Source organism: Paenibacillus silvestris, from assembly GCF_009882985.1.
In the GTDB taxonomy this organism is placed as follows: Bacteria; Bacillota; Bacilli; order Paenibacillales; family NBRC-103111; genus Paenibacillus_E; species Paenibacillus_E silvestris.
The window spans coordinates 1-13,955 of record NZ_WTUZ01000039.1 but is presented as its reverse complement, the minus strand read 5'-3'; the positions used below and the strand labels follow the sequence as shown (position 1 = coordinate 13,955).

The 13,955-nt window shown below is 41.2% G+C and carries 15 protein-coding genes and 1 pseudogene; 3 read left to right on the top strand and 13 right to left on the bottom strand.

Annotated features, from left to right (window positions below):
- Positions 1-349: 349 nt before the first annotated feature.
- On the top strand, positions 350-1,111 hold the full coding sequence (locus GQF01_RS29510) for an SDR family oxidoreductase (RefSeq protein ID WP_161410614.1): 762 nt from the start codon (positions 350-352) through the stop codon (positions 1,109-1,111).
- Positions 1,112-1,232: 121 nt separating this feature from the next.
- On the opposite strand, the gene GQF01_RS29505 is transcribed toward GQF01_RS29510, so the two are convergent.
- Both GQF01_RS29505 and GQF01_RS36955 read right to left on the bottom strand, forming a co-directional pair.
- The gene (locus GQF01_RS29505; protein ID WP_235960729.1) at positions 1,233-2,228 is read right to left on the bottom strand and encodes a VanZ family protein; all 996 of its coding nucleotides are present in this window, start codon (positions 2,226-2,228) and stop codon (positions 1,233-1,235) included.
- A gap of 40 nt (positions 2,229-2,268) precedes the next feature.
- Positions 2,269-3,018, bottom strand: coding sequence for an EamA family transporter (locus GQF01_RS36955; protein WP_161410610.1), 750 nt, complete (start codon positions 3,016-3,018; stop codon positions 2,269-2,271).
- 279 nt (positions 3,019-3,297) lie between these two features.
- Here GQF01_RS36955 and GQF01_RS29495 point away from each other — a divergent pair, with 279 nt between their 5' ends.
- Complete coding sequence (locus GQF01_RS29495; RefSeq protein WP_161410608.1) at positions 3,298-4,761, top strand: aminotransferase-like domain-containing protein; 1,464 nt, start codon at positions 3,298-3,300, stop codon at positions 4,759-4,761.
- A gap of 251 nt (positions 4,762-5,012) precedes the next feature.
- Here the strand turns inward: GQF01_RS29495 and GQF01_RS29490 are convergent, their stop codons facing one another.
- From GQF01_RS29490 to GQF01_RS29450, 9 genes and pseudogenes are all read right to left on the bottom strand, one after another.
- A complete protein-coding gene (locus GQF01_RS29490; protein WP_161410606.1) occupies positions 5,013-5,360 on the bottom strand; it encodes a VOC family protein in 348 nt (115 codons plus the stop codon).
- A 599-nt stretch (positions 5,361-5,959) separates the two neighbouring features.
- Positions 5,960-6,130 (bottom strand): PspC domain-containing protein, encoded by a 171-nt coding sequence (locus tag GQF01_RS29485; protein ID WP_328803571.1) that lies wholly within the window; start codon positions 6,128-6,130, stop codon positions 5,960-5,962.
- 318 nt (positions 6,131-6,448) lie between these two features.
- On the bottom strand, positions 6,449-6,901 hold the full coding sequence (locus GQF01_RS29480) for a hypothetical protein (RefSeq protein ID WP_161410604.1): 453 nt from the start codon (positions 6,899-6,901) through the stop codon (positions 6,449-6,451).
- Positions 6,902-7,113: 212 nt separating this feature from the next.
- The gene (locus tag GQF01_RS29475) at positions 7,114-7,569 is read right to left on the bottom strand and encodes a hypothetical protein (protein ID WP_161410602.1); all 456 of its coding nucleotides are present in this window, start codon (positions 7,567-7,569) and stop codon (positions 7,114-7,116) included.
- Between the two features lie 116 nt (positions 7,570-7,685).
- On the bottom strand, positions 7,686-7,895 hold the full coding sequence (locus GQF01_RS29470) for a hypothetical protein (protein ID WP_161410600.1): 210 nt from the start codon (positions 7,893-7,895) through the stop codon (positions 7,686-7,688).
- A 125-nt stretch (positions 7,896-8,020) separates the two neighbouring features.
- Positions 8,021-8,257 (bottom strand): hypothetical protein, encoded by a 237-nt coding sequence (locus GQF01_RS29465; RefSeq protein ID WP_161410599.1) that lies wholly within the window; start codon positions 8,255-8,257, stop codon positions 8,021-8,023.
- A gap of 428 nt (positions 8,258-8,685) precedes the next feature.
- Positions 8,686-9,585, bottom strand: a complete 900-nt coding sequence (locus tag GQF01_RS29460) for a hypothetical protein (RefSeq protein ID WP_161410596.1) — start codon at positions 9,583-9,585, stop codon at positions 8,686-8,688.
- A 653-nt stretch (positions 9,586-10,238) separates the two neighbouring features.
- A complete protein-coding gene (locus GQF01_RS29455; RefSeq protein ID WP_161410594.1) occupies positions 10,239-11,612 on the bottom strand; it encodes a hypothetical protein in 1,374 nt (457 codons plus the stop codon).
- Between the two features lie 105 nt (positions 11,613-11,717).
- Positions 11,718-12,096 (bottom strand): annotated as a pseudogene (locus tag GQF01_RS29450) (PH domain-containing protein).
- 559 nt (positions 12,097-12,655) lie between these two features.
- Here GQF01_RS29450 and GQF01_RS29445 point away from each other — a divergent pair.
- On the top strand, positions 12,656-12,859 hold the full coding sequence (locus GQF01_RS29445) for a hypothetical protein (RefSeq protein WP_161410590.1): 204 nt from the start codon (positions 12,656-12,658) through the stop codon (positions 12,857-12,859).
- A 445-nt stretch (positions 12,860-13,304) separates the two neighbouring features.
- Here GQF01_RS29445 and GQF01_RS29440 read toward each other — a convergent pair whose 3' ends face one another.
- Both GQF01_RS29440 and GQF01_RS29435 read right to left on the bottom strand, forming a co-directional pair.
- Positions 13,305-13,733 carry a GNAT family N-acetyltransferase gene (locus GQF01_RS29440; protein ID WP_161410588.1) on the bottom strand — a complete coding sequence of 143 codons (429 nt, stop codon included), beginning with the start codon at positions 13,731-13,733 and terminating at the stop codon, positions 13,305-13,307.
- A 130-nt stretch (positions 13,734-13,863) separates the two neighbouring features.
- Positions 13,864-13,955, bottom strand: a 92-nt coding sequence (locus GQF01_RS29435) for an IS3 family transposase (RefSeq protein ID WP_161409857.1), incomplete at its 5' end; no start/stop codon positions are given.

Here is a 13,955-nt window from a genome sequence, read left to right as displayed (position 1 = left end):
ACTCGGTATTCTTTTAAAAGTACTGAAATTTTATTTACATACTTAACGAGAGTATAGTAAGTAAACTCATTGATTGATCTATTATAATGATGACGCCGTTTCAGGTTTAAATTAATTCTTTACCGATCGTTCTCAAAATGGTATTATAGGTTTGCGGACAGAACCTAGGGTTACAAAAGGACGTGAGAATGAACAGGCCGAGAAACAAAGATAAGCTGTAATGCCTATTAATACAACTTTAGCAATCCTAGGATAAATTTTTTTGAATAAATAAGAATGATCGTTCTCGATAGACATCTAGGCTAGGTCGAAGGGCTATATATAATAAATCTTAAAGGAGAATTTAAAAATGACTACAAACCCGAGCAATATGGACGGCAAGGTTGCTTTGATAACTGGAGGAAATCGTGGTATTGGATTGGAAACGGCACGTCAATTAGGTAAGCTTGGCGCCACTGTCGTTATTGGATCACGCGATTTGGAGAAAGGGAAGGTTGCTGCGGATACACTCCGTACGCTGGGAATCCAAGCGGAGAGTATCAAATTGGACATGAATCTAGCCGAAGACCATCAAGCTGCCTACAATTTCTTTGAACAGCGTTACGGTAAGCTCGATATGTTAATTAATAATGCTGGGATACAGATAGAGATTGAAGATCTTGCGCCCATTAATGAAACAAGTACCGTTTCGCCGGCCGTTATGCGTGAAACCTTCGATGCCAATTTCTTCAGCATGGTTGAATTAACTCAGTTACTTCTGCCGCTGATTCGCAAAGCGCCTGCCGGAAGAATTGTTAATGTATCCAGTGCGCTTGGATCGAATACGCTACATGCCAATCCCTCTGCTCAAATTTACGATGTCAAGCTTCTTGCTTACGATGCCTCGAAGGCAGCAATGAATACTTTTACGACTCATCTTGCACATGAGCTTAAGGATACACCAATCAAAGTGAATTCGGCTTACCCAGGTTGGGTCAAGACACCAATGGGCGGTAAATACGCTGATATGGATCTAGAAGATGGCGGTAAAACAAGCGTGATGCTTGCCACTTTACCTTCGGACGGACCGACAGGCAAGTTCTATCATATGGATACAGAACTGCCTTGGTAATAAGATAGTTAATAGATAACGTATTGATGCGGCGAGCGCTTTCCCCATATAACGGGAGAGGCTCGCCTCATTGTGATTAGACGGGCCAGTAACGCAAAGTCTCAAGTAACAGCAGCCACTTTCATTGCCTTGCTGGATCATTTGTTAGAACAGTAATCTTATTTTTTTTCATACTGTTAATAATCCTTTGTCCTGAATTGACTTCTGTAACAGTAACGTCCCACATCACGGCATTTGTAATCGGATTTGAATAATCGTTAATGAACTCAATGGTAAGTTCTTTTACTCCGTTTAAGGGGATTTCAAAAGGTATTTGACCATTCGATCCACTCGTAGCTGAAAAATTAAATGAATAAATACTTGCGCCATCTGCGATAAATCTGATGATACTCATCCCTTTGCTTGCCACATCATCTGGTATTGCGACATTGCCTGCTATTTTTGTATATTTACCATTTAAAAGATACGTAAACTCGTTATTTCTTTTATTTTTTCTACTGTACATATTGATTTGAGGCTCAACCTTTTGCTCGGCTGCTGTAAAACTTAAGAGGGTTTCATCCCACAGGATTTCCCCCTCCTTTAATGTAAGTTCACTCAGGGCTACGGCTTCGCCGCCTCCATTTTCCAAATAATGATTGATGCCACCAACACTGGCATAGACGCCAACGGAAAGTACAATGGCTGTTAAGATGATTCGACAGATCCCTTTAAATTTATCTCGATCGCGGCGCACTAACCGTTGCGCACAGAATCCTACCGCTGCCCCTAACGTATTCAGGATGATATCGTCAATATCAAGGGATCCTAAGTGAGAAAGCATTTGTAAGATTTCAAGAAACGTAATAGAGAGAATAAATAAGGCTATGAATCGAATGAAGTTGCAACGAAACAGAAGAGGGATGACAATCCCAAAAGGTATAAATCCTACAAAGTTGCCCATCTCAAAAAACAAAAATGGGTCTTCCAATTGGAAATCACCCCTTGGAAAGTGTAGTGGAATCCCATCAGGTATTAGACTATACCGCATGCTAGTATCTTGAAGAGATCTGCCGAAGCCTATATACAAAAAATAAAAGATCAATACGGTGTATAAAGCTAACAATATTAGGGTCATTTTTCGTAACTTTCCTTGATACATACTTACATCCCCTCTTTTATCTAGCACTCTTGATCATATCAATTTGCTGGCGTTTGGATTTTTTCCGCAGCCCCCAATTCAAGAACACTACACTGGAAATGACACTACCCGCCCCTATTTCCATCGCAAGAGTGAGTTCTTCGTTCATGAACAGCACTCCTACATACATCGCGATCACTGGTGAAACAAACGTAAAAGTAGTAGGAAAGACGGCGTTCGTGACACGAAGCAGCCAATAAAAAATGGAATAGCCTACTACAGAACCAAAAATGATCAAGTACACGAGTGCCCCGAAAGCTGCTGGGGAATACTTACTTGGAGTCACATGCTCAAAGCAGAGAGAGAGCAACAGTAAAAACAAACCACCTATTACCATCTGCAAACCATTACTGGTCATGGAAGGTACAGCGCGGGTATGTTTTTGAAATCGAGTCAGTGCAAGCGCATATATAAACTTCACGCACAAAACCAATGCGATTCCCACATAAGCTAGTTTCTGTCCACCATTTGACGTCTCATGGCTAGTACCTGTTGCGACCAAGTACGTGCCCAAAAAGCCAAGTACAATTCCGATCATAAGATGTAGACTTCTTTTCTTTTGACCCGACCACATGGCCAGCAAGGTTGTAAAGATCGGGCTCGTGCCTGCCAATATCGCCACTGTTCCAGAAGACAAGTACTGTTCTGCCCAATACACAGCCCCAAACTGAATTCCTGTCAACCCTAAACCTCCGAGAGCGATCTCTTTCACTTGTTGCCGGGTCAATTGTTTGAGTGATTTGGCTCCCCCGAGTAAAATAAAATAATGACCCCTGCGAGGAAAAAACGAGCACTTGCAAAGAAAAATGGAGGCATTCCTCCTTCAATTCCAATCTTGATCGACAGAAAAGTCGTCCCGAAAATCAAACACATAGCCAAGTACGCGATCATCATCTTTATTTGCTCCCATCCTGTAGGTCTTAGATTCACCACTATCAAAACATACACTTGCTAGAACAGTAAACGACATGTTATAACAGTTGGCAGGAAGGAGTGAGGGATGGAGATGCATATTTCATTAGATCGCAAATCACGTGTTCCACTGGCCGAACAAATTCAATTGGCCTTGGCAGAGCGCATCCGTTCAGGCTTGTATCAAGCAGGCGATCCCCTTCCATCTGTGCGAGAATTGAGCCGTGCGATTCGGGTTAGTTTGATGACAGCAGTCCTTGCTTACGAGAAGTTAGAAGCAACTGGATATGCGTATCGACATCACGGCAAAGGTACTTTCGTCAGAATCCCAAGTTCGGAAAAAGACGAGATTTTAAAGAATATCAACCAAAAAAACTCCTATGATTGGCAGTTGGCAATTCCCGACTATTTAGGAAGGTCGATGTTCCGTCATGTAGGGGCTGTAAATCGCAAAGATGTGAAATACCCCCTACACAGGATCAAACTACATACGGAAGAACTGTTACCCATTCAACACTTTCAACGGGCACTTCAACAGGCTTCATCCGATCGATCGTCGATTGGCGATTATGCACCCGCCGCTGGAGACGAAGCGTTGCGTATCAAGCTTGCTTCTTTGTTCCAGCACAAGAGTTCTGCGCTCACAGCATCTGAACTGTTGATAACAACGGGAACCCAGCAAGCCATTGATCTCGTCGCACGAACGTTTCTTGGACCTGGGGATCTTGTCGCCGTTGAATCTCCTACATACCCCGGAGCTTTGGATGCTTTTCGCTCTCGTGGTGTAACCTTGATTCCTATTCCTACAGACCATACAGGCATGAGACTCGATATTCTTCAGCAATTATGCGACATTCATCCCCCGAAAATGATCTACACACTGCCCACGGGTCAGAATCCGACAGGTAGTGTCATGTCTATTCATAAACGCCAGACTTTACTAGAAATCGCACAGAGCTACAACACCCTGATTGTGGAAGATGATCCTTGGGAGGAGCTTTACTTCGAGGATCTGCCACCGCGTTCCCTTTTTAGCTTGGATCGAAGCGGACATGTGATCTATATGAAGGGATTTAGCAAAACAATCGCACCAGGACTCCGTCTATCCGTCATCGCGGCAAGAGGTTCTGTGTATCAACGCTTACTCCATGCAAAAGCAGTGACCGATTTATCTACCCCTTTATTTAACCAGCGCATTTTGCTGCACCTGTTGGAACAGAACATGAATGAACATTATTACAAGGTCCGCGGCCAATTAAAAAAGAGACGTGACGAGATACATCAACTTTTGAAGCGCCATGCCCCCTCCGTTTGGACCTGGACGCTCCCGACTGCCGGCCCCTTTTTTTGGCTGACATCAACTGTTGGTGTGAACACGGACGCCTTGTTTGTCGAGGCCGAAAGCCAAGGTGTTTTATTCTTCCCAGGCTCTTTCTTCTATTCAGGTAATTCCGAGAGCAGCAGTCTGCGAATCGGCTTTGCAACCCTGCCTGAATCGCAAATTCACGAGGCTATTCTAACGCTTTGCCAGCTTCTGCATAATATCGATTCGAATTGAAAAAAACCTCCCAATTCTAGGTTTGCTAGAATTGGGAGGGTTTTATCGTTCTACTTATTGTTGAACTAGCGTTTTGCGTTAATTTAATCAAGACTTGGTTAGGTTTGATTTTGGCCAGCCTCCACATTGCTAAGCAGAGCAAGGTCGTGTTGTTCCGAGCATTATGAAACCCCGTATACCTTTTTCATGCCTTCCTGGATTGGTCAACTATCGTTCCCGTGAGGTTAAGGCCATATCCATAAGAGCTCTGCTCAATCCTTTATTTCAATTCTATTACCTTCAGGATCAATAACAATTCCAATAATACCCCAGTCAAACTTTTTCACATCAACCTTTACCCCTCGTGCCTTTAACTCAGAGACAGTAGAATCAAAATTATTCACATTGAATCGAATGACTATGGGGTTTTCTGCTCTAGTTTTTTCTCTATTTGAAGCAACACCATTACTTTCTATCATGAGATAACTACCGCCAAAATCTAAAATGGATAAACCTTCGCCACGCCGGCGTATGTTCAGGCCAAGTTTTTCAGAGTAAAATTTTAATGCCGAATCGTAATCCTCACAGAACAGAATTATTCCTGTTTCTCTGATATTCATAAGCAAGCCCCTCCATATCTTTTTTGAACGTTAGTTTCCGATAGCTGAGCGATAATCCTAGTTTTCATTAAAAGGATGTTCGAAAAGATCTAGCTCGTTTTCTTTTAATTTAAAAAATGATCACACGTACACCTATGATGTTTTCGTTATGGGGGATACCAAATACTGTGAGTTCTTTTTGGATATCTTTTCTAATCTGGGAAAACGAAAAGATAATATAAACTAACCATGCAATGTCTTACTCAAGAATTATCGTTTTAAGATCGTTATCCATTATTGATAAATTTTTTCTTTCATTAACTACTTCCAACTTATTGTAACCACATTTTATACAACAAGTAGCAGTATCGTCGAATAGCATGAATTCTTTGCCACAAGACGGTATTAAGCATCTGTATACAATGGCCTTCACAAGACACCATTCCTCTCAAAATATCGAATACTTCTTCATTTTTAAATCTTTTTAGCAATCTTCCTAGAGCTGCATGTAAAAATTCCGCATCATCAATAGTAAGCCCCATAGCAACACTATCGTTACCCGTTAGTTTAACTCTGTTTTAACTTCCTTTAGCCATTAATGCATTCAATAAAATGTCGGTTTATAAAGTTGTATTTTCATCAAGACTATTAGTCAAGATGATGTAGATAATGAAGGAGGCCGGAATTGTTAAAATGAAGATTAATCTAATAGCAAATGAGGAAATTCCAAAGAATTCTGCAATACCTCCGCAGACTCCTTGCAACGATTTATCACGTGAGGACCTTTTCAATTTATTCTTAATCAAAGCAACCCCCTCCTAATTCACCTTTTATTAGCTAATTTATTGCACCATATATTGGAAATATTCTGTCTTTTGCTTAAATGTAGCAGTTGCCGATGGAAAACTGCTCCTTGGTTTGTTCAACTATCGTGTCCCGTTAGTTCAGTCAGACTCAGCAGCGAACTTAACTTACCACCAGATTGAACCACTTACAGTATTTCAAAAATAACATTTCTTTTTGATCATCATCGACCATACAGAGTACCTTTTCAAACGAATACTTAAAAAACTCCAACAAATCCGTCTCGACAGCTTCTAGTTTATTAATTAAGTCATTTCGGATTCTTGCTGCGATAAATCTTTTCTCATCGTGCCTGAATAATCGTCAGACCAAACTCTTACCGAATCATTTATGTATTCCAAAGTCGGGAATGGATCATGACCAAGCCATACATCCTTTTTACTTAAGACCGCTTCAAGTACTTCTCTCCAATTCTCAAGCCCACAGCAACAACTCGGAAGAATCGCTTCTTCTTCATCTTCAAAGGCTATGCCACCACTTATTGCTACTTCATCAATGGTTATCAACTCATTTAATACCTCAGTAGGCTCTCTATCCACATCTATGTTGTTATACCCGCATAGTAACGTAAAAAATAGAACGGCATCTTCTGAAGTAGAAGATCTTGAAAGATAATTTGTTTCCCTGTATTCAACATTTGATAACCAAGAGGGCTGCTTAAAATATGAATCTTTTATTACTGCACTAACTTTCCCCATTATATTAACTCCTCATGATTTATTGTCTAAATACAGATTACCATTTTTTGGTTTATCCCACTACAATAATCTGCCCGTTCAATATTCAAAGGCAGCCGATCAGTGCCGGCTGCCATCATTGTGATTGAGCTATAGTTCTCCGTAATTAGGCTACCGATAAACCTCCGTATCAGCTACATATAAATACACCCTAATAGAAGAAGTTCCAAGGATTATTTCTTAACCTCAAAACTAACTTTTATCTGCTCGACATCTCTTACCAACAATGTGTATTGTTCTTTATCATTTTGATTATTGGGATCGTATTGCACATCCGTTGGGGTGTCAAATGCATAAACAGTATCACCTAGCTCACCAATTTTAGAAATGCGAATAATTTTAGCTAGTTCGATCCCATTGGTTTCCCATTGATCTTTTGGCCAAACCTCAACTCTAAATAATTCGCCCTTTCCAACCTTTGTAAGGAATCTGAACGCCATAATATCTTCATGTTTGAGTTCAACAACATCATAATTGTCTTTCCATTTGGATGGTAACGTAAGGCCGAAGTTATACTTCTCATTCACATAATTAATAGTTTTTGTGGTCGTAGTGGTATCTTTTGAACAAGCCATTAAAATTTGGACACTGATTAACAGTAATAATACTGCACGAATCAACTTTGTCATGAATGATTCCTCCTTTTCACTTGGAAAATACATTTTCTCCCGGTGGACTGAACTAAAAAATGGTTGCAGTTAGCAACCTTGATTCCGCTATCGTTATCCGATAGCTTTTATAAAAATTATAGAATTCTGTACTTCCTAAGAAGAGCTCTTGTAATTAAAATAATAGCTAGTGATACATAAGCATATCCCATTTTTGGATATATTTTAGTGATATCTTCAGGTGTAACTGATTTATCAAAAAAAACAAAGTAGCCTATATATATTACATATCCAATTGAGCAGAGTGTAATGATATTTGCAATTAATTTAAAGAGTTTTTTGGACATGTAATCACCTCCAAAAGTGAGCAGATAAACATTCCTCTCCTGTCTTCCGACCAGCAGAATAACACCACATACTGGAACTATCGTTCTCCGTTAGAATAGTATTTTCCAAATGGATTTCTATTTTTTTATTCATAACCACCCTCAGCTTTGGGTAATTTTTTATAAGAATCCTTACCCTCAACTATATGTTGGATGAATGTTCGTAATCCTAGTAGTTGCTTTGCATCGCTCGTTACGTCACAATTTTTATCTGACCAAGTAAATGTTTTCGTTTCTCCATCTACACTAATTTTCCAACTGTCTTCATTATAGGGGATGCTAGAAGAATTCTTGTTAGTTGGTACCAACTCTTTCGTTCCCATGATAGTTATCTCTCTCATATTCTCATAAATGCTGTGCATCTCTTCTATGGTAAAAGTGATTTTTGCCGTTATCTCCCCGTTCATTATCAAATCTTTTGTAACCGTATCTTGATAGGTATAACAGCGAAATCGAAATCGGTGGGCATTACTTTTGGCATTTTGTTCTGTTGCTCAATAGCTTCCTTTTTCTGATTCTCGATATTAGAGCTTGCCGCCAAATCTGTTTCCGTACTACAAGCAGTAATTATAAATAGTAATACAAATAACAATGAGCATAGTTGTTTCATTTAACCCCCCAATTATTTCCAAGTAAATGTATTGACGAAAATGAGAGACAATTGTTGCACAATCCTGCACGTTAACGTAATAAAGCTGCCGATCGTTTCGACAGCTTCGTCATTCAACTATAGTTATCTGTTAGTTTAATCTTAAGAACGGTATATATGAATTTGTCCACCATTAGTAAGGCATTCTGCGTAGTCAAGAACGTGATCAATGTTGACATATTGCCAGGGCTGAAACCAAAACTGTCCCATTTTGTTAAACAAGATTTGATCCGTAACAGAATATGCAGCGTGAATAACGCTCCCCTCTGCATTTTCCCAAACAAGAACATCATGGGATCTTATACGTCTGCTGTCCGTTAACCGAGATATTTCTTCTCTCTTGATCAAACCTTCGTTCTTCAACGCATCAAAGAACTCCTCAATATTGAGCCAATTTTCAATCACTTCACTCGAACCAAGAGATGACCCTGCAGCTGCGGAAAAACAATTCGCGCCACTAGCTAATGGGAACGTTGATGCATGCTTCTTTATAACGTGTTCACTACGCTTGGGAATATTGTTACAATTCACATCCAGCACAGCAATTGGTTCTACCCTTTCTTCTAGCCACTTTAAAATCCATTTAACTTTTACTTCAGTGGGCAGTAGCTTCCAGGCACCCTGTGTAAGGATGATCCGATCGTTACAAGCCAAATGAGTTTCTTTTAGGCGCTTAAGCCAATCATCACTAATATCCCTCACCCAATCAAACGTGAAAATCTGCCCGCGTCCTAGGCTAACTTGATGTTCAAAGAGTTTAGCTTGAAGCCACTTGTCCTTTAAAGTATCCGCTTCAAGGTAGACGATGGACGCTGTTGCTGAAACACTCCAGTGTCGATAATTAGCACCGTATTCACCAACAAACTGATTGGCTATTTCAACAAACTGTGCCTTTGAATAGACTTGAAAGCCCAATGATTCCAACTGGTGCAGAAGATTATTATCGCCATCAATATAGAAAGGTTCTAGTTTCGGAAAAAATGTGGTCAACCACAATTTCATTTGTTCCGAAGTAATAATGCAACCACAAGCTTCGAACATGTCCCTTTACACTTGAATCGTTCAATAAACATATTCGGGGGCGTTATGAAAGTAATCTGCCTAATAGCTTAATGAGGCTACCACTCGTTTTCACTGCGGTAGCCTCAATGTGTAGTTTGTTTAAGTAATATATCTCATATGCTGACTAGAATATGCGATCTCGCTAAAATCATACCACCCTAAAAACTATATTAGTACCCGTCTCATTAGTCTTAAAAGGTTTGCTATATTCTTTGAATACAAATTCAATTCCCGATATATCATCAGATAACGGTGGTGATACCATGTAATTATAAGATGAGTGTCCTGAAGTGCTTCCGCCATTAACCATTCGACAGTCATAGCGTTCTCCTAAATACAACTCAAAATGGCTGTGTCTGTGAGGATTAGTGTTAAAAGAAAATAAACCATTAGACCGGCAAAATAGAGTATTAGATCGTGAAAATTAAGTTGTAGACTGAGAAAATATAGTATTAGACTGGAAATGGCATTAAGCTAACGGGAGGATACTTCCAATATGTGTTAAAATGAGGATCTGATGAATCTACGCCGAAAACAATAGGAAGACGACATGATTGGAGCCATTTTATTACGATGCAGCCTTGAAGACCACCTCACGTTTGCGGATGAGTCGTGTTCTGTTCATCCATGAACTTGTTCATGTTCACCGACTTGATGCCCTCGGCAGTGAGCAGCTCCTTAAGCCGCTTAAGATGCAAATCGCCAAGTCCGTACAACAGATACCCCTCGCTCTTCGCTTTCTTAATATGCTGGAACATCGAGAAATCACGGGCTTTCTCCGCTTTCATAATCTCGGTATCCGCTGCACCATAATCCGACTTGGCCACATGCCAATTGTCGGCAAAAGCCTTCTTATCCGCAGCCGATGCCTGTGCCTGCTCCTCTTGAAGCTTCGTAGTGGCGTAAGCCGTTACTTCACGAACGAACGTAGTAAACAGATCCTTGCTCTTTGCAGCTTTCATGGCCTCCGTTAAAGGCTCCGCCGATTGGTCATCGCCTTCAAGGCTGGCAGCGGTTCGCTGCCACAGATCTTCCTGAGCCGCATAGGTCTGATAGAGTACGGATTCTTCATCTGCACCCGCCGCAAATCGAATCGCCATGCCGAATAATCTCTTCTCTGCCTCCGACGCCATGACCCGATAATCGTAACTCACATTAATCCCTTGCAAGCCTCGAATGACTTTCGGATAAAAACTTTCCGCATAGTGCGATTTAGCCCCCGGACCCGTGCCGATGCCACCGAACTTGGCATTGCGCTCAACCTCTCGCTTCGTTATAGCCGCTTCCAGCTCAGGATTATCGGCAGCTTCAGCTGGACGTTCGGTGTAGGCTTCGTGCATGAACTTATCCGTCCCCACAGCTTTCACAACATCTTCCAACGTAGTTGCCGTATGGATTTCCCCGATTACCGTCAGCTCATCCGGAATGCGAATCCACGTATTCGTCTTCTCGACATACCCGATTTTCTCTGTCGTCTTCGCCGCGTACTGAGACATTTCATCCTTACTGTTGAAATAGCGTGATTTCCCGTCCGCGATCATATTATCTACGTTCCGCTCGCCTGCGCCTTCGTTGCCGCGGCCGGTTTTGGTCTTGTTCCTGTAGCCGCCAATTAGCGCCCGCTTGATATACACCTTACGCTGAATATCGCTTTGGGATGGGGAAGCGGCTTGAATCGTACCAGCGGCTAACCCTGCTGTCAGCTCCGCAGGTTTTTCCACGGCTCTCGCAGCAGGGTTAGCCGCTGACTGCTGCTTGAACAGCTCGCCAACCGAGCGGTTGCCAATCGTACGCTGCAGATGCATCATCTGCGCCGGGCTCATAGCCTGCGGGAGCTTCGTTGCACGCTGAAGAGCTGCACCGGACAAGCCTTGTGTCGTTTCATTTTCAACCATATTCAACGATTCGGCGGTGCCTGTCGTCGTTGTCTGCTGAGCAGCCTTGCCCGGTTGTTGGTGTGTTTGCATTAATACGCCCCTTCCTGATAGAACTGTTCACTAGATTGTATCATGCTAAGTATTGGAAGAAAATACTAGTAATATATGATAAAGCACCTCATTGGGTGCTTCTCTTCACCCTTTCAAAAGGGCATTAGCTATCAACATGTCAAGCTTACGGATATCTACACCTTTATGCAGCCTCACTTTGATATGACCTGCCCTTGTCCACAGCTCTACCTCTGCCGTGGTATCAAGAAATCCTCCTGCATTCTCAGTGGACCACATATTAATAGAGGAATACGGCAAAGAGTAGATCTCTACCTTTTTCCCTGTGAAGCCTTGGGCATCTCTCACAATCAACCTTTTATTTGTAAATATAGCACTGTCCCGAAAAGTTTTATAGGCAGCTATCGCCATTTCCCTCTGTAACGAGCAAACCTTCAACATCTTGCGGAATGGGGCATTCTGAAACAAAGACCCACTCTAGCGTGCTTTTCATTTCTGTTGCCATTTCTACATTTCCCCCAAATATATGGTATTCGTACTGTTTATTCGACATTTTACGGGGGACGTTAGTTTAATAGTAGTAAAGCGGCAGTCTAAGACTTTATTTTCCTTGTCCTAGCCCGCCGCTGTTTTATTTTCAGGGTAAGTCTAATACTTAATATTATTAATCAGACGATAATTCAATTTATAAATCTCGTAACATCAAGAGCTTGAGTCTAACACTTTATTTTTCAATCAGCTGAACGGAAAATCCCATGCTCATAGGAGCTGTAAACTGCTTGCAATTTTTCATGGTATATGTTGCTTTTTCTCGCGACATAAAATAGGGATATAAAAATAAAAAGCTTGAATTCTCAAGCTTTGATAGGATCACTTATGTCGCCACTTTTGTGTCTATGGACACACGTCAGATATGTGTCTCTAGACACCTATTAACACGCCTGTATTTTTTGTAATATTTGTTTAAAGAGGACTTCATTCCTATTCATTCCCGACCGATATAAAGAATAATGATTCATTAGCGCGACTATAGTCATGAAATATCAGGAAAGAAGGGTTACTTTATGAGAATAATTCACCGCAAGCCGATCAACGCTACTTTGCTTCAAGTAGGTATTAGGACTCGTTCTTCGAATTTCGCCGCAACGGCAGCCATAGAGAACAGATCGACGAAGCGCAGAGGAAAATTCATGACCGGCATGATTAACGGAGCGCTTTTGGTCGTGCCATTCTGGATTTTGATCGCCTGGTTGATTTTTCACAACTAAGCTGACGTTCCCCGATAGTGCTAAGCCTAGGCTGCCAGACCCATTCACCCGGCAACCTTTCCGAACCTATTAACTCTCCCTATACGCATCTTTACTTCCCTTGCCAAGTCATCGGATGCCTCAGCGTGATCCGGGTGCCTTGCCACAGGCGGAGTCTCATGTGATACATATCGGAGAGTAAACGTTGGGGCCAAACTCGAGCAAAATGATAACCCGCAACCCCGTTCTGATGAATGGAGTTTTTTCCGCATTATTTTGATTGTCAGCCTGCCGGGCTTATTATAAATGAGTATCACGTTAAGGCTATTGCCTATTAGCCAACACAATTGCTTGCTTTGTTCACGCCATGTTCAACATAACTGCCTGTTACATGAGAAGGCTGCCGTTCAATTTTGTAGGCAGCCTTCTCATGATGTGTGTTGAACTATAGTTCGCGTTAGTTTAATCAGAAGTATTTTTTAAACCCTTTACTAACCGATCCGTCATATCCTTCTCGTTCAAAGAACTTATGAGCTCTTTCACGGGTTGAATTGCTTAGAAGCATAATCCGATGACAATTTATTGACCTACAATACTCCTCAACATGTTCTAAGAGTTGCTGTCCAATGTTCTTACATCGGTGATTTTCATGTACAATAATGTTTTCGACAACTCCATACGGTCTTGTCCCATGCATTGCTTGGATACATATATTTAGCGTTACTGTCCCTAATATTTCACCATTGTTATCGAAAACTAAAAGAAAGTTATTAGGGTCATTTCTAATTATATCAATTTGTTCTTCGATTACATTCATTTTCTTACTATTTGGTACTAGCATACGATAGAGCTCGTATAGTTTCTCTTTATCAGATCGTTCAGCTTGACGAATCAAACAGAATCATCCCCCCTGAATAGTTTATATTACATTTTATTCCACATTTTAATTGAGCATTCCTGCCCGGTAGTTCAGCAAAAAGCAGCCCATCGAGAATGAAGTGACCCCTTAAAGTTAGACAAATGTTTTATGCAACCTGTTGGGCATGAGCTCGGTACTGTACCGGGCTCATGCCTTTTAGTTTTGATTTGATACGTTTGTGATTGTAATAATCTATGT

What these genes read in the sequence shown, in the direction of transcription:
- GQF01_RS29465 (WP_161410599.1), bottom strand. Translation starts at nt 8,257, where the DNA reads ATGGGAACGAAAGAGTTGGTACCAACTAACAAGAATTCTTCTAGCATC.
- GQF01_RS29490 (WP_161410606.1), bottom strand. Translation starts at nt 5,360, where the DNA reads ATGAATATCAGAGAAACAGGAATAATTCTGTTCTGTGAGGATTACGAT.
- GQF01_RS29470 (WP_161410600.1), bottom strand. Translation starts at nt 7,895, where the DNA reads ATGTCCAAAAAACTCTTTAAATTAATTGCAAATATCATTACACTCTGC.
- GQF01_RS29475 (WP_161410602.1), bottom strand. Translation starts at nt 7,569, where the DNA reads ATGACAAAGTTGATTCGTGCAGTATTATTACTGTTAATCAGTGTCCAA.
- GQF01_RS29495 (WP_161410608.1), top strand. Translation starts at nt 3,298, where the DNA reads ATGCATATTTCATTAGATCGCAAATCACGTGTTCCACTGGCCGAACAA.
- GQF01_RS29460 (WP_161410596.1), bottom strand. Translation starts at nt 9,585, where the DNA reads ATGAAATTGTGGTTGACCACATTTTTTCCGAAACTAGAACCTTTCTAT.
- GQF01_RS29445 (WP_161410590.1), top strand. Translation starts at nt 12,656, where the DNA reads ATGAGAATAATTCACCGCAAGCCGATCAACGCTACTTTGCTTCAAGTA.
- GQF01_RS29510 (WP_161410614.1), top strand. Translation starts at nt 350, where the DNA reads ATGACTACAAACCCGAGCAATATGGACGGCAAGGTTGCTTTGATAACT.
- GQF01_RS29505 (WP_235960729.1), bottom strand. Translation starts at nt 2,228, where the DNA reads ATGACCCTAATATTGTTAGCTTTATACACCGTATTGATCTTTTATTTT.
- GQF01_RS29480 (WP_161410604.1), bottom strand. Translation starts at nt 6,901, where the DNA reads ATGGGGAAAGTTAGTGCAGTAATAAAAGATTCATATTTTAAGCAGCCC.
- GQF01_RS29455 (WP_161410594.1), bottom strand. Translation starts at nt 11,612, where the DNA reads ATGCAAACACACCAACAACCGGGCAAGGCTGCTCAGCAGACAACGACG.